The organism is Bradyrhizobium betae (assembly GCF_050632175.1).
Lineage (GTDB): Bacteria > Pseudomonadota > Alphaproteobacteria > Rhizobiales > Xanthobacteraceae > Bradyrhizobium > Bradyrhizobium betae_B.
Genome location: NZ_CP192576.1, coordinates 1,898,805 through 1,916,795, shown reverse-complemented (window position 1 = coordinate 1,916,795; position 17,991 = coordinate 1,898,805). Strand labels below are relative to the sequence as shown.

General features: G+C 64.8%; 18 protein-coding genes and 3 pseudogenes. 17 read left to right on the top strand and 4 right to left on the bottom strand.

Going from position 1 to position 17,991, the window contains the following annotated elements; genetic code table 11:
- Positions 1 to 304 precede the first annotated feature (304 nt).
- Both ACQ86E_RS09460 and ACQ86E_RS09455 read right to left on the bottom strand, forming a co-directional pair.
- The gene (locus tag ACQ86E_RS09460; protein ID WP_431205161.1) at positions 305 to 1,729 is read right to left on the bottom strand and encodes a methyl-accepting chemotaxis protein; all 1,425 of its coding nucleotides are present in this window, start codon (positions 1,727 to 1,729) and stop codon (positions 305 to 307) included.
- A 108-nt stretch (positions 1,730 to 1,837) separates the two neighbouring features.
- Positions 1,838 to 3,577: a methyl-accepting chemotaxis protein gene (locus ACQ86E_RS09455; protein WP_431205160.1), complete on the bottom strand. Its 1,740-nt coding sequence runs from the start codon at positions 3,575 to 3,577 to the stop codon at positions 1,838 to 1,840.
- Between the two features lie 202 nt (positions 3,578 to 3,779).
- Between ACQ86E_RS09455 and ACQ86E_RS09450 the strand changes: the two genes are divergently transcribed.
- From ACQ86E_RS09450 to ACQ86E_RS09400, 11 genes and pseudogenes are all read left to right on the top strand, one after another.
- Positions 3,780 to 4,526, top strand: coding sequence for a YebC/PmpR family DNA-binding transcriptional regulator (locus ACQ86E_RS09450; RefSeq protein WP_431205159.1), 747 nt, complete (start codon positions 3,780 to 3,782; stop codon positions 4,524 to 4,526).
- A gap of 71 nt (positions 4,527 to 4,597) precedes the next feature.
- Positions 4,598 to 5,125: a crossover junction endodeoxyribonuclease RuvC gene (gene ruvC / locus ACQ86E_RS09445; RefSeq protein WP_431205158.1), complete on the top strand. Its 528-nt coding sequence runs from the start codon at positions 4,598 to 4,600 to the stop codon at positions 5,123 to 5,125.
- A complete protein-coding gene (gene ruvA, locus ACQ86E_RS09440; RefSeq protein WP_431205157.1) occupies positions 5,122 to 5,739 on the top strand; it encodes a Holliday junction branch migration protein RuvA in 618 nt (205 codons plus the stop codon). The genes ruvC and ruvA overlap by 4 nt, the downstream gene beginning before the upstream one ends.
- 41 nt (positions 5,740 to 5,780) lie before the next feature.
- On the top strand, positions 5,781 to 6,200 hold the full coding sequence (locus tag ACQ86E_RS09435) for a cytidine deaminase (protein WP_431205156.1): 420 nt from the start codon (positions 5,781 to 5,783) through the stop codon (positions 6,198 to 6,200).
- A gap of 14 nt (positions 6,201 to 6,214) precedes the next feature.
- A pseudogene (gene ruvB, locus ACQ86E_RS09430) lies at positions 6,215 to 7,251 on the top strand (Holliday junction branch migration DNA helicase RuvB).
- Between the two features lie 214 nt (positions 7,252 to 7,465).
- On the top strand, positions 7,466 to 8,155 hold the full coding sequence (locus tag ACQ86E_RS09425; protein WP_431205155.1) for a hypothetical protein: 690 nt from the start codon (positions 7,466 to 7,468) through the stop codon (positions 8,153 to 8,155).
- A 162-nt stretch (positions 8,156 to 8,317) separates the two neighbouring features.
- On the top strand, positions 8,318 to 9,235 hold the full coding sequence (locus tag ACQ86E_RS09420) for a metallophosphoesterase (protein ID WP_431205154.1): 918 nt from the start codon (positions 8,318 to 8,320) through the stop codon (positions 9,233 to 9,235).
- Positions 9,236 to 9,286: 51 nt separating this feature from the next.
- Entirely contained in the window at positions 9,287 to 9,478 is a 192-nt protein-coding gene (locus ACQ86E_RS09415) for a type II toxin-antitoxin system VapB family antitoxin (RefSeq protein WP_431205153.1), read from the top strand.
- The gene (locus ACQ86E_RS09410; RefSeq protein ID WP_431205152.1) at positions 9,475 to 9,846 is read left to right on the top strand and encodes a type II toxin-antitoxin system VapC family toxin; all 372 of its coding nucleotides are present in this window, start codon (positions 9,475 to 9,477) and stop codon (positions 9,844 to 9,846) included. The genes ACQ86E_RS09415 and ACQ86E_RS09410 overlap by 4 nt, the downstream gene beginning before the upstream one ends.
- 50 nt (positions 9,847 to 9,896) lie before the next feature.
- Positions 9,897 to 10,301, top strand: coding sequence for a tol-pal system-associated acyl-CoA thioesterase (gene ybgC / locus ACQ86E_RS09405; protein ID WP_431206437.1), 405 nt, complete (start codon positions 9,897 to 9,899; stop codon positions 10,299 to 10,301).
- A gap of 95 nt (positions 10,302 to 10,396) precedes the next feature.
- Positions 10,397 to 10,864 (top strand): DUF1348 family protein, encoded by a 468-nt coding sequence (locus ACQ86E_RS09400; RefSeq protein WP_431205151.1) that lies wholly within the window; start codon positions 10,397 to 10,399, stop codon positions 10,862 to 10,864.
- A 154-nt stretch (positions 10,865 to 11,018) separates the two neighbouring features.
- Here the strand turns inward: ACQ86E_RS09400 and ACQ86E_RS09395 are convergent, their stop codons facing one another.
- Together ACQ86E_RS09395 and ACQ86E_RS09390 are read right to left on the bottom strand one after the other, a co-directional pair.
- Positions 11,019 to 11,726, bottom strand: a complete 708-nt coding sequence (locus ACQ86E_RS09395; protein ID WP_431205150.1) for a type 1 glutamine amidotransferase — start codon at positions 11,724 to 11,726, stop codon at positions 11,019 to 11,021.
- 40 nt (positions 11,727 to 11,766) lie between these two features.
- Positions 11,767 to 12,694 (bottom strand): annotated as a pseudogene (locus ACQ86E_RS09390) (LysR family transcriptional regulator).
- 184 nt (positions 12,695 to 12,878) lie between these two features.
- On the opposite strand from ACQ86E_RS09390, the pseudogene ACQ86E_RS09385 reads away from it, so the two are divergent.
- From ACQ86E_RS09385 to ACQ86E_RS09360, 6 genes and pseudogenes are all read left to right on the top strand, one after another.
- Positions 12,879 to 13,801: pseudogene (locus ACQ86E_RS09385) on the top strand (N-carbamoyl-D-amino-acid hydrolase).
- Positions 13,802 to 13,844: 43 nt separating this feature from the next.
- On the top strand, positions 13,845 to 14,672 hold the full coding sequence (locus tag ACQ86E_RS09380; protein WP_431205149.1) for an ABC transporter substrate-binding protein: 828 nt from the start codon (positions 13,845 to 13,847) through the stop codon (positions 14,670 to 14,672).
- The gene (locus ACQ86E_RS09375; RefSeq protein ID WP_431205148.1) at positions 14,669 to 15,526 is read left to right on the top strand and encodes an amino acid ABC transporter permease; all 858 of its coding nucleotides are present in this window, start codon (positions 14,669 to 14,671) and stop codon (positions 15,524 to 15,526) included. The genes ACQ86E_RS09380 and ACQ86E_RS09375 overlap by 4 nt, the downstream gene beginning before the upstream one ends.
- On the top strand, positions 15,523 to 16,287 hold the full coding sequence (locus ACQ86E_RS09370) for an amino acid ABC transporter ATP-binding protein (RefSeq protein WP_431205147.1): 765 nt from the start codon (positions 15,523 to 15,525) through the stop codon (positions 16,285 to 16,287). Before ACQ86E_RS09375 ends, ACQ86E_RS09370 begins: the two co-directional genes overlap by 4 nt.
- A gap of 56 nt (positions 16,288 to 16,343) precedes the next feature.
- A complete protein-coding gene (locus ACQ86E_RS09365; protein ID WP_431205146.1) occupies positions 16,344 to 17,120 on the top strand; it encodes an ABC transporter substrate-binding protein in 777 nt (258 codons plus the stop codon).
- The gene (locus ACQ86E_RS09360) at positions 17,107 to 17,991 is read left to right on the top strand and encodes a polysaccharide deacetylase family protein (RefSeq protein WP_431205145.1); all 885 of its coding nucleotides are present in this window, start codon (positions 17,107 to 17,109) and stop codon (positions 17,989 to 17,991) included. Before ACQ86E_RS09365 ends, ACQ86E_RS09360 begins: the two co-directional genes overlap by 14 nt.

The following is a 17,991-nucleotide window of genomic DNA, read 5'->3' as shown; positions in this document are numbered from 1 at the left end:
CACGAGCACATTGGGCGAGGGGTATCTCTCCGCATATGACTCTCTCACCTTCTCGAGCAGTTCTACCCGCGGAGAAAGACCCTCATCCGGCGCTTCGCGCCACCTTCTCCCACAAGGGGAGAAGGAAGAGGAACGCGCGTCGATTTCGGAATAATAGCATTATGCGCCTGTTTTGCCCGACGGGTCAAGGGCTCTTCGGGCCCCTGGCGCGCGATGAGGCGCAAGCCATTGATTCCTCACGCACCGGCTACTGTGCATGGGGTTGTTTTGCAGTTTCCCGATTTGAAGGGCCGTCGCGACGTCGTCAGCTCTGCCGGAAACCCATCCGGAACGCGCCCCAGTGCTTGCCGCGGACCATGATCGGCGAGGACAGGTCCTTCATCAGCACGAACTGTCCGCCGCCCATGTCGCGGCGATAGGTCTGCAGCAGGAACGGCTTGGTGTTGGCCCCGACCTTCTTGACCGTGCGGTCGGTGAACAGACGGCGGTTGCGGCAATTGGCGTTGTTCCAGACCGGGTCCTTGCCCTGCGGCAGACTGTAGTTCGGGTTGTGGGTCGGAAGGTACCCGCCCTTGGTCCAGGCGACGCAGAACACGATGCGAGGATCGGATTTCTGGATCGGGTCCTGGATCGCGGGGAGCGCGCGGTCGGTGAAGTCGACGTAGTTGGTGAGGTACTGTTTTGGATCGGTGCCGGGAATTTCGCGATACGCTTCGTCCATGAGCTGGTCGAGCGTGATCTCGCCGCGATCGATCGCGGCTTCGAACTCGGCGGAGATCCGCTTGGCGGTGTCGACCACGACGCGGATCAGCGGCGTGTCCGACGTTTCCACGCCGCTGTTGGCGATCATCGCGATCAGGCCTTCGGACGTGTCGAGCAGTTGCGTCACCCGCTGGTCGGCGCTCTTGAGGTCGCGCGAGGACAGGTCGACGCCCCTGGCGAGCTCGTTGAGCTCGCTGATGACGGTGTCGCAATGGCCGAGATTGGAGGTTGCCGCGCGCGTGACGCTGTCGATCTCCGCTTCGACCGAGGCAAAGCCCTGCTGGACCCGCGAGATGATGCCGGAGATCGCTTGCGCGCCTTCGCCGGCGGTCTTGGCGCGCTGCGAGGCGTCGCTGCTCTCGCCGATCAGGCCTTCGATCTGGCCGTCGAGATCGCGCACGGTGTCGGAGATCTGGAGCGTGGCCTGGCGGGTGGCCTCCGCGAGGTTCTTCACCTCGCTTGCGACCACCGCGAAGCCGCGGCCGGCGTTGCCGGCGCGCGCGGCTTCGATGGTGGCATTGAGGGCGAGCAGATTGGTCTGCTTGGCGATCGCCTCGATCGCGCCGGAGACTTTTGCGACCTGCGCCAGCGCCGAGCCGACGGCGCTCAGCCGCGCCTCGATCCGCTCCACGGCCGCGACGAGTTCGGAGATGTGGCTGACCGCGGTATCGACCGCGCCGCGCGACTGCGCGATCTCGCCGACGGCGGCCGACGTGGTCGATTGCACCGCCTGCGACGCATTGGCGATGCCGTGGTTGGCCGCGACCATCGTCTCGGCCGTTCTCTGCAGGTGATGGAACCGCTCCGACTGGTTGGCGACGCGGTGCGCGACTTCCTGGACGTTCCCGGCGATGTCGGCGAGCTCCACGCCGAGCCCGCCGATGCGGTCGGCGAGCTGGTCGATCAGCCGCTCGGCGAGCGTGCGGTTCGATCCTGTGTCCATGACGGCAAGCTGGGCGAGGGACATTTACGGGCTTCCTCAAGTCGGAGCCGTTCGCCGGCTCTCCGCGGCATTCCCATTCCAACGTCATTCAAAGAAGTGATCTCGCGCCTCGGCGTCTCGCCTGAGCGTGCACTACAATTTGTAGGCCGTCCTGAAACCGCCCCAGTGCCGGCCCTGCACGCGGATCGGAACGTCGATCTCGCGCATCATGACCGTATTCCCGTTCCCCATGTCGCGTGCATAGCTCTGGACCAGGTACGAGCGCAGGTTTTGCGCGGCGGCGAGCCCCGCCGGATCGTTGAAGATGCGGCGGTTGCGGCAGTTGGCGGTGTTCCAGCCGGCGTCACCCGGCCGCTGCGGATGCGAATAGATCTTGTTGTGCACCGGCAGGAAGCCGTTGCGGTCGACCATGGCGCAGAACGCCATGCGCGGGTCCCTGGCGAGAAACGCTTCCTGGAACGGCGGCAGCGCGCGGTCGGCCCAATCCAGATAGCGTGTGCGGTATTGCTGCGGATTGGTGCCGGCGATCTGCGCATAATCAGTGTCGAAGAGATCGTCGATCCTGACCTCGCCGCGTGCAACCGCTTGTTCGAAAATCCGGGCCAGTGCGGTGCCCGCTTCCATGGCGCGGGTGACGAACTCGCTGTTCTCCTCGTGGATCGACCAGAGCCTGTCTTCGATCTTCTCAGCCAGCGCGGCGTTGGGGCTGACGAATTGCGCGCGCGCGCCGGCCTTGGATTGCTCGGTCACGCGCAGGCGGCAGGCGCCGACGTCTTCGAGGCTGCCCTCGATGATGGCCTGCGGCGCAAGCCGGCCGGCGTCCGGTCCGCCGATCAGCACGCCGTCCATCGCGATTTCATAGACCGGCATGACGCCGCGCGCGGTTTCGAACTTGAGATGGCAGGGCAGCCGCTCGGTCTTGCGGCGGTCATCCTGCTCGCTCTGGCGCAGCAGCACCGCGCAGCGCGATTTCAGTTTTTGCGCGAAAGTGGTGACGGCCCGGCCGGCGCTGGCGACGTTCTCGCCATGTGTTTCGGCCGCCTTGGTCGCGGCATCGATCTCGGCTGCGCTCTCGCCGACCGAGATGATGAACTCCGATGCGCTGGCGGCGTTGCCGGAGACTTCGCTGGTGGTGGCGTTCTGCTCGGCGACCGCGCCGTTGACGGTCTCGAACACCGGGCGGATCGCCTCGATCGCCTGCGAGATGCGGTGCACGGCATCCGCGGAGCCGGTGGCGTCGCGCTGCAGCGCGTCGATTTTCCGGGTGATCTCCTCCGTCGCGCCCTGGGTCTGTACCGCGAGCGCCTTCACCTCGGTGGCGACCACCGCAAAGCCCCTGCCGGCGGCACCCGCGCGCGCGGCCTCGATGGTCGAGTTGAGCGCGAGCAGCGTCGTTTGCCGCGCGATCTGTGCGATCAGATTGACGACGTTGCCGATCGCGGCGGAGGATTCGCGCAGGCGGTCGACATTGGCGCGCGCTTCCTGCGCCGCGGCGCTGGCTGCGTCGGCGAGCTTGCCGGCCTCGCGCACCTGCGCGCCGATGCCTTGGGCTGACTGGGTGAACTTGTCGGCGGCATGCGCGAAGGTGGAGGCGTTCGACTGCGCGGCATTGGTGCGCCCGGTGAGGGTGTCGGTGCGGTCGCGAATGGCGGCCAGCGTGTTGGCGGTCGCCTCTGCGCCGCCGGCGACCGAATTGGCGGCCCGCTCGAGCTGGCGGATCATGGCGCCGAGCTCGAGTTCCAGCAGTTCCAGGATTTCCCGGGCAGAATCGTCCCCGCCGGGCGCGGGATCAACCGGCGACGGCGCAGCCTGAGGGACTGCGGCGGGCGCGGGCACGTCGGGCAGACGCTTCCGAAATAATGCGAACGCCATCAGGTCACTCTTGTGGGAAGGTGGGCGGACGCTATTTTCGCAGGCCGGAATGAAATCATGGTTAACAGTGCCTGACTATCGGGCACGGGACACTACGGTACTACCTTAAAGTCGTAGAGCCTCTTTCATTCCGGTGGGTTGGCGGCCTATAAGGCCGGCTTCCCACACTCACCTTGGCTGACAATTCCTTAACGAGACCCGCATGGCCGGACATTCCCAATTCAAGAACATCATGCACCGCAAGGGGCGGCAGGATGCCCAGAAGTCGAAGCTGTTCGGCAAGCTGGCGCGGGAAATCACCGTCGCGGCCAAGCTGGGGACGCCCGACCCCAACATGAACCCGCGCCTGCGTGCCGCCATCATCGCGGCGCGCCAGGAGAACATGCCGAAGGACAATATCGAACGTGCCGTCAAGAAGGCGCTCGGAAATGATGGCGAGAACTATGACGAGATCCGCTACGAGGGTTATGGCCCCGGCGGCGTCGCCGTCATCGTCGAGGCGCTGACCGACAACCGCAATCGCGCCGCCTCCGACATCCGCTCCTTCTTCACCAAGTCGGGCGGCAATCTCGGCGAAACCGGCTCGGTCTCCTTCATGTTCGACCGCACCGGCATCATCGAATATGACCGCAGCGTCGCCTCGGACGACGCCGTGCTCGATGCCGCGATCGAGGCCGGCGCCGACGACGTGGTCTCGAGCGAAGGCGGCCACGAGATCTACGCCTCGACCGAAGGCTATCGCGACGTCGCCAAGGCGCTGGAAGCCAAGTTCGGCGAGCCGCGCAAGGCCGCGCTGATCTGGAAGCCGCAGAACACGGTCGCGGTTGACGACGAGACCGGCGAGAAGCTGCTGAAGCTGATGGATCTGCTCAACGAGCACGACGACGTCCAGCAGGTCTACGCCAATTTCGAGGTGTCGGACGCGCTGATGGCGAAGATGGGCGGGTAGGGTCCGCTTTCCCCTGTTGCTTTCGTTCTGTTTCTGTTTCCCCCACGACAGCCAGCCGCTATCACTGGCGCATGACTGCGCTCCCGATTCGTGGCCCCGTCCGCATCATCGGCATCGACCCCGGCCTGCGTCGCACCGGCTGGGGCGTGATCGAGGCTGACGGCAATCGCCTGATCTATATCGCGTGCGGTTCGGTGGAACCGCCGGACGATCTGCCGCTGGCGAGCCGCCTGCTCGCGATCCACGAAGGGCTTGCCGCCGTCCTGTCCTGCCACAATCCGATGGAGGCCGCGGTCGAGCAGACCTTCGTGAACAAGGACGGCGTTGCGACGCTGAAGCTCGGCCAGGCCCGCGGCGTCGCCATGCTGGCGCCTGCGATGTTCGGCATCAGCGTCGCCGAATACGCCCCGAACCAGGTCAAGAAGACCGTGGTCGGCGCCGGTCATGCCGACAAGCACCAGATCGCGATGATGCTGAAGATCTTGCTGCCCAAGGCCGAGCCGCCGTCCGCGGATGCCGCCGATGCGCTCGCCATCGCTATCACCCATGCCCATCACCGCCAGAGCACCGCGCTGCGGCTGAAGGTGGCGGGGCTATGATCGGCAAGCTCAAGGGCCTGATCGATTCCTACGGCGAGGACTATGTCATCCTCGATGTCGGCGGCGTCGGCTATCAGGTGCATTGCTCGGCCCGCACGCTGCAACACCTGCCGTCGCCCGGCGAGGCCGCCGTGCTCTCGATCGAGACGTATGTACGCGAGGACCAGATCAAACTGTTCGGCTTCCGCACCGACCAGGAGCGCGAGTGGTTTCGCCTGCTCCAGACCGTGCAGGGCGTCGGTGCCAAGGTCGCGCTGGCCGTGCTCGGCACGCTGGCGCCCTCCGATCTCGCCAACGCGATCGCGCTGCGCGACAAGGCCGCTGTGGCGCGCACGCCCGGCGTCGGCCCCAAGGTCGCCGAGCGTATCGTCACCGAATTGAAGGACAAGGCGCCGGCCTTCGCCAACGTCGATCCGGCCGCCGTGCATCTTGCCGGCGCCGTCGACGACCAGCGCGCCCCGCGGCCCGTTGCGGATGCGATCTCCGCGCTGGTCAATCTCGGCTACGGGCAGCCGCAGGCCGCCGCCGCGATCGCCTCGGCCTCGCGCAGCGCCGGCGAGAATGCCGAGACCGCGCAGCTCATTCGGCTTGGCCTGAAGGAACTGGCGAAATAGGCTATGTTCGTCGCAGACCGATCAGGGACCATATTTCGCCCATGCTGACCAAGAAGGATGAGGAGCTGATTGCGGCCGCGACCAATGCGATCAGCCAGCGCTATCGCAACGACTGGCAGGAGGTGGGGGCGGCGATGCGCACCCGTGACGGTCGGATCGTGACCGGCGTCAATATCGATGCCTATATCGGCCGCAACGCGATCTGCGCCGAAGCCATTGCGATCGGGCGCGCGATTACCGAGACCGGTGACCACGGCATCGAGAGCATCGTCGCCGTGCGTCATCCGAAGCCCGGCGAGCCCGGCAACATCGCCGTCGTCTCGCCCTGCGGCACCTGCCGCGAACTGATCCATGATTACGATGCCAAGGCGAAGGTGATCGTGCCTGACAATGGCCGGGCTCCGAAGGTGGTCACGATCGGCGAATTGCTGCCGAACAAGTACCGCAGAGGCAACGAGTGAACACGCCACCCCGCATGGTCTCGCCCGAGCGCCGCTCCGATGACGTCGGCGACACCGCGCTGCGCCCGCAGTCCCTGTCCGATTTCGTCGGCCAGCAGCAGGCGCGCAAGAATCTCTCGATCTTCATCGAGGCGGCGCGCAAGCGCGGCGAGGCGCTGGATCACGTGCTGTTCGTCGGCCCCCCGGCCTCGGCAAGACCACGCTGGCGCAGATCGTGGCCAAGGAGCTCGGCGTCGGCTTTCGCGCCACGTCGGGCCCGGTGATTGCCAAGGCCGGCGATCTTGCGGCATTGCTCACCAATCTCGAAGAGCGCGACGTGCTCTTCATCGACGAGATCCATCGTCTCAGCCCTGCCGTGGAAGAAGTGCTCTATCCCGCGATGGAGGATTTTCAGCTCGATCTGATCATCGGCGAAGGCCCGGCGGCGCGCTCGGTGAAGATCGAGCTGTCGAAATTCACCCTTGTCGGCGCCACCACGCGCGCCGGCCTTCTCACCAATCCCTTGCGCGATCGTTTCGGCATTCCGGTCCGGCTCAACTTCTACACCATCGAAGAACTGGAAAGCATCGTGACACGCGGCGCGCGCGTGCTCAATGTCGGCATGAGCAGCGATGGCGCCAACGAGATCGCGCGCCGCGCCCGCGGCACCCCGCGCATCGCCGGCCGTCTGCTCCGCCGCGTGCGCGATTTCGCCTCGGCCGCCGATGCCGACAAGATCGACCGCAAGATCGCCGACCACGCGCTCAGCGCGCTCGAGGTCGACGCCGCCGGCCTCGATGCCATGGATCGCCGCTACCTCACGACCATCGCGATGAACTATGGCGGCGGCCCGGTCGGCGTCGAGACGATGGCGGCCGCATTGTCCGAGCCGCGCGATGCGATCGAGGACATCATCGAGCCCTATCTGATCCAGTGCGGCTATCTCCAGCGCACGCCGCGCGGCCGCCTGCTCACCACGCATGCTTTCCGCCATCTCGGCATTGCCGAGCCCTCGCGCGATGCGGCGGCGCAGTTTGGCCTGTTCGGCACGGAAGAGAGTAGCGACGACTGACCTGCGCAACATCTGCACGAGATCATCCGATTTTTGCTGGAATAAGCGGCCATGATCCTGTCGTCCGGCCTCATGGAGAGTTGCATCGCCGGTCGATCGCAAGCCGGAGGATAGTGTGGTTGGAGATTGCTTCGGATCAGGACGCCGTTGGCTTGCATCTCTTGCGCTGTCTGTCACCACAATCGGCTTCCTGCTGATTGCGATCAGCGTCGCAATGCCGGCCTATACCGACGTGGTCGCGGCGGAGCGGATCAGGACCGGGCAGGAATGCGAGCCGGGCATTCCGAACGCCAATCCGGATCGGCGATGCCCCGATGAGCAATGGTACAAGGCGATGAACAATCTACGGACCCGCAAGTGGCGGTTCGTCGATGCCGGGGCAGGCCTGGTTGCGTCCGGCTTGACGGTGTGCGGCTTCATGTGGTTGGGCCGCAAGAAGACCTGGCGAGAACTCTCGACGCCCAAGGGCAGCTTGTGGATCATCGGCCTGGCAAGCGCGGCCTGGCTGCTGCAAATTCCGGCCTACGATCTGTTGTTCATGACCGAGTTAGCGCGCGGATATTACCCGCCCTGGTCTGATTCCGTCATGATCCCGATGTCCCAGGTTCAGGACATTCTGCTTTGGCTATTCTTGCCTTACCTTGTGATCTGGCTTGTTTTTGTGGTGGGCTCAAGGTTGCCGGTCAAGGTCTTCTCCAATGCGTCCGGTCGGCCGCTGGTGAACGCCTTCTGGACCGGCGTGACGGCTTTGCTGTTCGTGCCGATCGCATTGATTTTGATTGGTGCGATCCTGGACGGTCCGACGATGATCGTGCCGCTCCTGTGGTTGGTGCTGTGGCTTCTCCTCTGCGCGCGCTCGGCCGCGTTAACGCGGCACAGGCCGGCTCGCCTCGCACTCATGTGAGCGCCGACCGATGTGCGCAAATGCTCGGCGTTCCGGCTCTCGTGAACTTCCGGTAATCTCGTGCAGACAGTCTGCACGAGGGTGCAGACGATCTGCACGAGCGCACCCCAATTCCGCTCCAATCGGACCGCATCACGACAGGCGTATCATCAGCGGACCTTCATGATCACGCGTCGGCATCTCATCCGTTCCATCGGCACCCTGTCCGCCCTCGGCGTCTCGACTGCCGCCTATGGCGTCGGCGTCGAGCCGGTGCTGCGGCTCCGTGTCACCCGTTATCATCCGGCGCCGCGGCAATGGCCGGCGGACTTTCCGCTGAAGATCGCCGTGATCGCCGACATCCATGCCTGCGATCCCTGGATGTCGCTGGAGCGGATCGAGGGAATTGTCGACCGCACCAACGCGCTGAATGCCGACATCATCGTGCTGCTCGGCGACTACGTCGCCGGACTTCGCCAGGTCACGCGCTTCATTCCGTCGAACGAATGGGCGAGGGTGCTGGCCAGCCTCAAGGCGCCGCTCGGCGTCCATGCCGTCATGGGCAATCACGATTACTGGGACGACAGGATCGTGCAGCAGGCCGGCTTCGGGCCGACCATCGCGCATCGTGCGCTGGAGACGGCCGGCATTCCGGTCTACGAGAACGATGCCGTGCGCCTCGCCAAGGATGGCCGCCCGTTCTGGCTCGCCGGCCTCGGCGATCAACTCGCATTTCTGCCGGCGCGGCGCTTCCGCAGCACGGGTCGTTTCGGTGCCGACGATCTCACTGCGACGCTGGCGAAAGTCACCGACGACGCGCCCGTGATCCTGCTCGCGCACGAGCCCAATATCGCGCCGCGCGTGCCGGCACGGGTCGCTCTGCAACTGTCCGGCCACACCCATGGCGGCCAGATCCGGCTGCTCGGCTGGTCGCCGGCCGTTTCGCGGCAACAAGGCCTCCGGCTCGCCTACGGTCACTTCCGGCTCAAATGCGATGTCATCGTCTCCGGCGGCCTTGGTTGCAGCATCATGCCGGTCCGCGTCGGTGTTCCGCCGGAGATCGTCGAGGTGACCCTGGGAAGAGGGCCAGTGTTGGTGTAAGGCGTAGAATTTCACATCAAATGATGTTATATTTGATGCAGAGGTGTTGCCATGAGAACTACCATCGCGATCGATGACGAGTTATTCGCGAAGGCGCAGGAATTCGCTGGCGTCAGTGAAAAGTCAGCTGTTGTGAGGGAAGCCCTGAAGGCCTTCGTTGAACGGGAGGCTGCACGCCGTCTCGCACGGATGGGCGGTACTGAACCCAACGTCAAGGCCCCGCCGCGCCGCCGGCCCAAATGAAGGTTTTGGCGGACACGTCGATCTGGGTCGATCACTTCCGCCGAGCGGATGCGCAACTAGCTGGCCTCCTCGATCATGGCGACGTAGTCATTCATCCGTTTGTGGTGGGCGAATTGCTCTTGGGAGGCGTGCCGAAGGATTCCGACCTGCTCAATGATCTGAATACCCTTCCCAAGGCGACGATCGCCAGCAATGACGAAGTCTTCGAGTTCATAGTCAAGCGGAGGTTGTCCGGACTGGGTATTGGATACGTCGATGTTCACTTGCTGGCATCGACGATGTTGACGGTCGAGGCCTCGATCTGGACGCGTGACAAACGATTGCTTGCGGCTGCTCAGGCGTTGAAATTGGCGGCCGATATCCAATGAGTGACTTGATGTCCCATCTCGACGGCGAGATCCGCGACGGCCGCCATCACATGCAGGTCCGCGTCTACTACGAAGACACGGACTTTTCCGGCATCGTCTATCACGCCAATTATCTGCGCTTCATGGAGCGCGGCCGCACCAATCATCTGCGGCTGATGGGCGCCGAACAGCAGGCGCTGTTCGAGCAGCCCGCGACGGAAGATTCCGGCTTCGCCTTCGTGGTGCGCTCGATGCATCTGGACTTTTTGAAACCTGCCCGTATGGACGACGTGCTCGATGTCGTGACCTGGCCGACCGCGGTGAAGGGCGCCTCCATCATGCTGGCGCAGGAGGTGCGGCGGGCTGAGGACGTGCTGGTGAAAGCCGAGGTGCGCGTCGCCTTCATCAGCGGCGGCCGTGCCCAGCCGATCCCGAAATCGATCCGTACGCTGATGAAAGCCGATTTGATATCCTGATCGCCCGATAAGTGATCGGCCGATAGGTCATGGCCACTCGACTCCGGCGCATGCGGAGATAGATTTGCGGCCCCGACCCAATCGATGAGGCCATCATGTCGCGCCCGCCGCTTCCGCCCTTCACCCGAGAGACCGCCGCGCAGAAGGCCCGCATGGCCGAGGACGCCTGGAATTCGCGCGACCCGGTGCGCGTGTCGCTCGCCTATACCGAGGACAGCCGCTGGCGCAATCGCTCGGAGGTCTTTCAGGGCCGCGAGGCCATCGTGGCGTTCCTCACCCGTAAATGGGAGAAGGAGCAGGAGTATCGCCTGATCAAGGACCTCTGGGGCTTCGACGAGAACCGCATCGCGGTGCGCTTCCAGTACGAATGGCACGACGCCGGCGGCCAATGGTATCGCTCTTACGGCAACGAGCAGTGGGAGTTCGACGAGCACGGCCTGATGCGACGCCGCGAGGCCTCGATCAACGACATCATGATCGCGGAGAAGGATCGCCGTTTTCATTGGGAAGCGCCCGGCCCGCGGCCGGCGGATGTGGCGGGTCTGGGGACGGATCCGTTCTGATACGTCTGACAAGCGACGCTGCTTTGCCCGCTCCCCTTGCGGGAGGGGGTGTCTCTCCGCACTTGAATATTTCGCTTGTGGAGAGATACCCTCATCCGGCGCTTCGCGCCACCTTCTCCCACAAGGGGAGAAGGGAAGAACTCGTGCCGCATAGTTAGGTGCGCCGCGCCAAGAACCTCGTGATCGCTCCACCGAGTTTAGCGCTGTCCAGCGGCTCCGCCAGCGACGCCTTTGCCGAGGCTACGACATCCGCCGGCGCGTTGCCGTCACGCAGTTCGCAGCACACGCGCGCGAACTCCACATCGAACTCGGGATGTGGCTGCACCGACAGCGTCGTGCCGTTGGCGTAGAGCAGGCCGGCATGCGGGGTGAAGTCCGACGAGAGGATCGTGAGCGCGTCGCTTGGCGGCTCGGTCACCTGGTCCTGATGCGAAGCGGCGATCGCGACCGCTTCACCCGCGACGATGCCGTTCTCGGGCAGCACCTGATAGACGTGTCGGCCGATGCCCCAGCCCTTCTCCGACTTGCGCACCGTGCCGCCGAGCGCCTGTGCGATCAATTGATGGCCGAAGCAGATTCCGACCATCGGTGTCTTGTTCGCATAGGCGGTGCGCACGAAATCTTCCAGTGGCGCGATCCAGTCGAGCCCGTCATAGACGCCGGCGGCGGCGCCCGTGATCAGCACGGCCTCGAGCTTGCCCGGATCGGGCAGCGCATCGCCATTCGGAATGCTGACGATCTCGACCGTGGCCGTCGGGTCCTCGGCGCGGACCATGCGTTCGAACATGTCGGGAAACGAGCCGTGATGCTCTCGATATTTTTGCGGGACCTGCCCGGTCTCGATGATGGTGATGCGTGCCATGTGCCATCCCCGGTCGAAGGCTGCGCGCGCGGGCGCAAGCTCAGTCGATTCCTGCCCCGTGTTGCTGGTGTGGCGCTGTGCGTTCCAGCAGCGCGCTTTCCTTGCGCACTTCGTTGAGAAAGGCCTTGGCCAGGCGGGACAGCGGCTCGGCTTCCGACCATAGCATGTAGGCCACCGCGTGCGTGGTCGGTGTGAACGGCCGGACCACGAGACCGCTGCCGCCGTTCTGCAACGGCGAGAAGGGGTCGACCACCGCAGCGCCGACGCCGGCGGCCGCAAGCACGCAAGCCGTGTTGCAGTAGCGCACCTCGACAGTCGGCCGGAACGGGGCGCCGGCACGGGCAAAACTGTCGCGCACGGCTTCGCCAAGCCGCGTGCCGCGCTCGAGCTCCGATGAAAGGCAGGCCCGAGAGATCCGCGGCCGAGATCACGGGCTTATCGGCGAGCGGATGCTGCGGCGGCAGCACGCAGACCATCTCGCCGGTGTGCACCACCTCGTGCGCGATGCCGGGATGGTGCGTCAGGCCGAGCGCAAAGCCGAGCTCGGCGACGCGGCTGAGCACGCCTTCGATGATGCCTTCATATCGGCGAACGTCGAAGAAGACGCGCGTCTCCGGGCGGCGGCGCAGGAAGCTGGACAGAGCCGAAGGGATGATGCTGTAGGCCAGAGGCGGCGTCGCGACGATGGCGAGATGCCCGGAGCGATTCTCGCGCAGATCGCGGACGCGGTTCTCCAGCTTGGCGTGCAGCGCGAAGATCGCCTCGCTCTCCTTGTACAGCGCCATCGCTTCGGCGGTCGGAAATAGCCGGTTGTTCACGCGCTCGAACAGCGCAAAGCCGGCCTGCGCCTCCATCGTCTTCAGTGCATTGCTGACCGCGGGCTGCGACAGCGCCAGTTCGTCCGCCGCCGCCACCGTGGTGCGGTGACGGATGACGGCACGCAGGATCTCGAGCTGGCGCAGGTTCATATCACTGCCGATTATACTCAGGGCCGAAAGATCATAGCAGGACGAATTGATTTTGCAGCCCCGCTTCCGCGTAATGGATGCGGATTTGCGCGTCGCATCAAAGGGTTCATTCGCCCATTGAGGCAGCACCGCGCACAGATTGGAGGCAATCTTGGTTCGTGTCCTTCGCGCCGCCGCCGCTCAGATGGGGCCGACGCAAAAACCGATACGCGCGAGCATACGTTGAAGCGGATGCTCGACATGCTGGAAGAGGCGGCCGGCCGCGGCGCCAGCCTCGTGGTGTTTCCCGAGCTTGCGTTCACGACGTTCTTTCCGCGCTGGCTGCTGGAGGGCGAAGAGCTCGACCAGTATTTCGAGCGCGGGATGCCGAACCCGCATGTCGCAAAGCTGTTCGACCGTGCGCGCGCGCTGCGCGTCGGCTTCTATGTCGGCTATGCCGAGCTGACGCCGGACGGCCGCCGCTACAACTGCGCTGTCCTGGTCGATCGCGACGGCGAGATGCTCGGTCGCTATCGCAAGGTGCATCTGCCGGGCTCGGTCGAGCCGCGGCCGGGTGCGCGCTACCAGCAGCTCGAGAAGCGTTATTTCGACTATGGCGATCTCGGCTTTCCTGCCTTCCGCGCCGGATCGGCCTGGGCCCATGCCATCATGGGCATGATGATCTGCAACGATCGCCGCTGGCCGGAATCCTGGCGCGTGCTCGGCCTGCAGGGCGTCGAGCTCGTCTGCATCGGCTACAATTCGGCGGCCTACGATCCCAATGGCGGCACGACGGAAGACGGGGCACTCCGCACCTTCCACTCGACGCTGGTCACGCAGGCCAATGCCTACATGAACGCGACCTGGGCGATCTCGGTGGCGAAGGCGGGCGAGGAGGACGGCTCCGGTCTGATCGGCGGCTCCTGCATCGTCGATCCCAACGGCCTCATCGTCGCGCAGGCGCAGACGCTCGCGGACGAGGTCATCGTCGCGGACATCGATCTCGACCTCTGCCGCCAGGGCAAGGACAAGATGTTCAACTTCGCCGCCCATCGAAGGCCCGAGCAGTACCGGGTGATCACCGAACGCGCCGGCGTCATCGAGCCGGCCGTTCTCGACGCGGACTGACGATGCGGACTGACTCTTGCACGGCGCTGGCAAAGGAGCTGACATGACACGCCTCTCGTATTTTCTTGGGCTAGCAGCATTGGCTGCCGTGACGTCCGCGCAGGCGGCCGAGCTTCCGGCGGAGATCAAGCAGGCGGGTGCGTTGAAGCTCACGGTCAATTCCACCTACGCGCCGATGGAATACCGCGATCCCGCGACCAATGAACTCGTCGGGCTCGATATCGACCTCGCCAACGAGCTTGCCAAGCGGCTCGGCGGCCTCAAGATCGTCTGGAGCGAGACGCCGTTCGCCGAGCTGATCCCCTCGCTCCAGACCAGGCGTGCCGACTTCATCATCTCCGGCATCTCCGATCGCGCCTCGCGGCGCGAGACTGCCGATTTCGTCGACTACCTCGCGACCGGGCCGCAGTTCTTCGTGATGGCCGACAGCGCGGCCAAGGACGCGATCGATCTCTGCGGCAGGAAGGTCGGCACCACCCGCAGCACCAGCTTCCCGGTCGAGATCGAGAAGTGGAGCAAGCAGAATTGCGAGCCGGTCGGCAAGCCCGCCATCCAATACGTCCCGGGCGAGAATTCGATCGACGTCCGCAACCAGCTCAAGCAGGGCCGCATCGACGCGGCCGTGCAGGGCAGCGAGACACTCCCTTATGCGCAAACGCAGGAGCCCGGCAAATATCGCGTCGTCGGCGAGCCCTTTGCTAGGGGATATCAAGGCATCATGTTCCGCAAGGACGATGCGGCCCTGCGCGAGGTGGTGACCGAAAAGCTCACCGCCATGATCGCCGACGGCTCCTACAAGGCTGTCCTCGACAAATGGGGCCTCGGGGCCAATGCGGTCGCCCAGCCCATGCTGAACGCGGCGCCGCAATGAAGCCGGCCCCGGCACTCGCGGAGGGTTTCCCTGACTTGTCGGGGATGCGGATCGCGCGCGAGCCGCACTGGTTTCGCTGGCTCAGCGCGGCCCTGATCGTCCTCGTGCTGGCTGCGATCGTGCGCGCCTTCGCCAGCGGCCAGATCGAGTGGTCCTATGTCAGCCGCTTTCTGACTGCAAAAGTCATTCTCGAAGGCATCGTCAACACGATGGTGATGGCGGTGCTGGCGATGGCGCTCGGCATTGTCCTCGGCATCGTCGTGGCGGTCATGCGGCTGTCGCCCAATCCGGTGCTGAAGACCGTCGCGGCCGGCTACACCTGGCTGTTCCGCGGCACGCCGCTGATTCTGCAACTCTTGCTGTGGTTCAATCTCGCGCTGGTGTTTCCGACCATCGGGATTCCCGGCCTGTGGAGCGCGCGGGCCGTCGACGTCATGACGCCGTTCCTCGCCGCGCTGCTCGGGCTCGGCATCAACCAGGGCGCCTATACGTCGGAAGTGATGCGCGCCGGCATGCTGTCGGTCGACATCGGGCAGTATGAGGCCGCGCAGGCGATCGGCATGGGGCGGCTGCGCGCGCTGCGGCGGATCGTCCTGCCGCAGGCGATGCGCGTGGTGATCCCGCCGCTCGGCAACGAGTTCATCGGCATGGTCAAGGCGACCTCGCTCGCGAGCGTGATCCAGTATCCGGAACTGCTGCACAACGCCGAAAACATCTACTACGCCAATTCCCGCGTGATCGAACTGTTGATCGTCGCGGGACTCTGGTACCTGCTCGTGGTTTCGGTCCTGACGCCGCTCCAGATGCTGCTCGAACGCCGCTTCGCGCGCGGCACATTGCAGTTCGGCCGATGACAAAACCCCTCGTCGCGATCCGCTTCGTCACCAAGAACTTTGGAGAGTTCCAGGCTCTCAGAAATGTGTCGCTGGACGTCTGGCCCGGCGAGGTGATGTGCCTGATCGGCGCCTCCGGCTCCGGCAAGACCACGCTGCTTCGCTGCATCAACCAGCTCGCCGCGATCGATGCCGGCGGCATCTGGCTCGACGGCGAGCTGTTGGGTGTACGCGAGCAGGATGGCCGGCTTCATCGGCTCACCGAGCGGCAAATCGGTCGGCAGCGGCTGAAGACCGGCATGGTGTTCCAGCGCTTCAATCTGTTTCCGCACAAGACCGCGCTCGAGAACATCACCGAGGGTCCGCTGCAGGTGCAGGGCCGCAAGTTTGACGAGGTGCAGGCGGAGGCGCTCGAACTGCTTCGGCGCGTCGGATTGTCGGCCAAGGCCGACTCGTATCCCGCGCAGCTCTCCGGCGGCCAGCAGCAGCGCGTCGCCATTGCGCGGGCGCTCGCGATGAAACCGATGCTGATGCTGTTCGACGAGCCGACCAGCGCGCTCGATCCTGAGCTCGTCGGCGAGGTGCTCGCGGTCATGAAGGAACTGGCCAGGAGCGGCATGACCATGATGGTGGTGACGCACGAGCTCGGCTTCGCCCGCGAGGTCGCCGATCGCGTCGTCTACATGGACCAGGGCGCGATCGTCGAGCAGGGGCGTGCGTCCGACGTGTTGGGCGCGCCGCGCGAGGAGCGCACCAAGGCATTTCTTTCGGCAGTGATCTAGCAATGGGAGTACGTTGATGAAGAGAGTCTCTGGTTGCGGCGGCGCTGGTTGGCGTCATGACCGTTTCGGCTGTTGCGATCGAGCTGCCGGCGGAGATCGCCAAGCGCGGCAACATCAAGGTTGCCTTGGTGCCGAACTATCCGCCGATGGAGTTCCGCGATCCCGCCAGCAACACGCTGTCGGGCTTCGACATCGATCTCGGCGAGGCCATCGGCAAGAAGATTGGCTTGAAGATCGAATGGCAGGAGACCAGCTTCGACCAGTTCATGCCGTCGATCTCGACCGGCCGTGTTGATGCGATCCTCTCCGGCTTTACCGACTATGCCAGCCGGCACGAGACCGCGACCTTCGTCGATTATCTGCGCACGGGTCCAAGGTTTTTCGTGCAGCAATCCCGTGCGGCGGAGTTCAAGGACATGGTCGCGTTCTGCGGCAAGAAGGTCGGCGCCAGCCGCCGCACCATGTACCCGAGCATGATCAACGCCTGGAGCGAGAAGAGCTGCGGCAGCAATCCGGTCGTTTTCGTTGGCACCGACGGTTCGGCCGATGCCCGCACCCAGCTCAAGCAGGGCCGCATCGACGCCGCCGTTCAGGGTAACGAGACGCTGCCCTACCTCATGGACCTCGAGCCCAGCGCCTACACGCCGGTCGGCACGCCGATCGCGGAGCAATTCGTCGGCATTGCCATTCCGGTCAAGGAAAAGGCGTTGCAGCAGGCGATGCTGGAGGCCGTCGACGCACTGATCGCCGACGGCACCTACAAGACCCTGCTTGCCAAGTGGAAGCTGACGGACAACGGATTAGAGAAGGCAGCCATCAATGCTGGACAGTAAGGCACTCAAGAGCATCCCGCTCACCCCGGCCAACACCGCGGATCCGGCGCCGGAATATCCGTGGCCGACGCCGTACACCTCCGCGATGTTCCTGTCGTTCGACGTCGACGCGGAGAGTGCGTGGACCAGCAAGGATGCTAGCCACGCCCAGCGGCTGATTACCATGAGCTATGGCGGCTTTGAGGCGCGCGTCGGCACGCCGAAACTGCTGGAGCTGCTCGACCAGCTCGATCTCAAGGCGACGTTCTTCGTCACGGGATGGTCGGTCGATGCGCATCCGGCGATGGCCGAGTCCATTCTCAAGGCCGGCCACGAGATCGGCCATCACGGCTATCATCATCTCTTGCCCGATCCCGGCGATCCCTGGATCGAGGAAGAGCTGGAGCGCGGCTTCGAGGCGCTGAAGCGCCGGCTCGGCGTCAGGCCGACCGGCTATCGCGCGCCTTACGGTGAGTTCACGGAAGAACTGCGGGTCGCGCTGGTGCGGCACGGCATCGTCTACACATCCTCGTTCCGCGACGATGTGCGGCCTTATCGCCATCGCCTCGCCGACGGCAAGCCGGGCACGATCGAGCTGCCGGTAACCGCAAGCTATGACGACTGGATGCACGGCCTTTCCGCGCGCTTCAGCCCGCGCTCGATCTTCCCGAAGGAGCATGTGCTCTCGATCTGGAAGGACGAGCTCGATGAAACCCGCGACTGGGGCGCGCTGGTGACGACCGTGCTGCACCCGCAATGCAGCGGCCGTCCGATGCGGTTGCGTTTGTTGCGCGAGTTTCTCACTTACGCCAAGTCGTGCCCGGACGTCTGGATCGCTACCGGCGAGAAAATTGCGGAAAACTTCCTGCGCCACGAGGCGGCCAACCGTTGA

Bases quoted from the DNA above. Each gene is read 5' to 3' on its own strand.
- ACQ86E_RS09400 (WP_431205151.1), top strand. From the start codon at position 10,397: ATGTCGCGCCCGCCGCTTCCGCCCTTCACCCGAGAGACCGCCGCGCAG.
- ACQ86E_RS09425 (WP_431205155.1), top strand. From the start codon at position 7,466: ATGCCGGCCTATACCGACGTGGTCGCGGCGGAGCGGATCAGGACCGGG.
- ruvC (WP_431205158.1), top strand. From the start codon at position 4,598: ATGACTGCGCTCCCGATTCGTGGCCCCGTCCGCATCATCGGCATCGAC.
- ACQ86E_RS09435 (WP_431205156.1), top strand. From the start codon at position 5,781: ATGCTGACCAAGAAGGATGAGGAGCTGATTGCGGCCGCGACCAATGCG.
- ACQ86E_RS09375 (WP_431205148.1), top strand. From the start codon at position 14,669: ATGAAGCCGGCCCCGGCACTCGCGGAGGGTTTCCCTGACTTGTCGGGG.
- ACQ86E_RS09460 (WP_431205161.1), bottom strand. From the start codon at position 1,729: ATGTCCCTCGCCCAGCTTGCCGTCATGGACACAGGATCGAACCGCACG.
- ACQ86E_RS09370 (WP_431205147.1), top strand. From the start codon at position 15,523: ATGACAAAACCCCTCGTCGCGATCCGCTTCGTCACCAAGAACTTTGGA.
- ACQ86E_RS09395 (WP_431205150.1), bottom strand. From the start codon at position 11,726: ATGGCACGCATCACCATCATCGAGACCGGGCAGGTCCCGCAAAAATAT.
- ruvA (WP_431205157.1), top strand. From the start codon at position 5,122: ATGATCGGCAAGCTCAAGGGCCTGATCGATTCCTACGGCGAGGACTAT.
- ACQ86E_RS09380 (WP_431205149.1), top strand. From the start codon at position 13,845: ATGACACGCCTCTCGTATTTTCTTGGGCTAGCAGCATTGGCTGCCGTG.
- ACQ86E_RS09365 (WP_431205146.1), top strand. From the start codon at position 16,344: ATGACCGTTTCGGCTGTTGCGATCGAGCTGCCGGCGGAGATCGCCAAG.
- ybgC (WP_431206437.1), top strand. From the start codon at position 9,897: ATGCAGGTCCGCGTCTACTACGAAGACACGGACTTTTCCGGCATCGTC.
- ACQ86E_RS09410 (WP_431205152.1), top strand. From the start codon at position 9,475: ATGAAGGTTTTGGCGGACACGTCGATCTGGGTCGATCACTTCCGCCGA.
- ACQ86E_RS09455 (WP_431205160.1), bottom strand. From the start codon at position 3,577: ATGGCGTTCGCATTATTTCGGAAGCGTCTGCCCGACGTGCCCGCGCCC.
- ACQ86E_RS09415 (WP_431205153.1), top strand. From the start codon at position 9,287: ATGAGAACTACCATCGCGATCGATGACGAGTTATTCGCGAAGGCGCAG.
- ACQ86E_RS09450 (WP_431205159.1), top strand. From the start codon at position 3,780: ATGGCCGGACATTCCCAATTCAAGAACATCATGCACCGCAAGGGGCGG.
- ACQ86E_RS09360 (WP_431205145.1), top strand. From the start codon at position 17,107: ATGCTGGACAGTAAGGCACTCAAGAGCATCCCGCTCACCCCGGCCAAC.
- ACQ86E_RS09420 (WP_431205154.1), top strand. From the start codon at position 8,318: ATGATCACGCGTCGGCATCTCATCCGTTCCATCGGCACCCTGTCCGCC.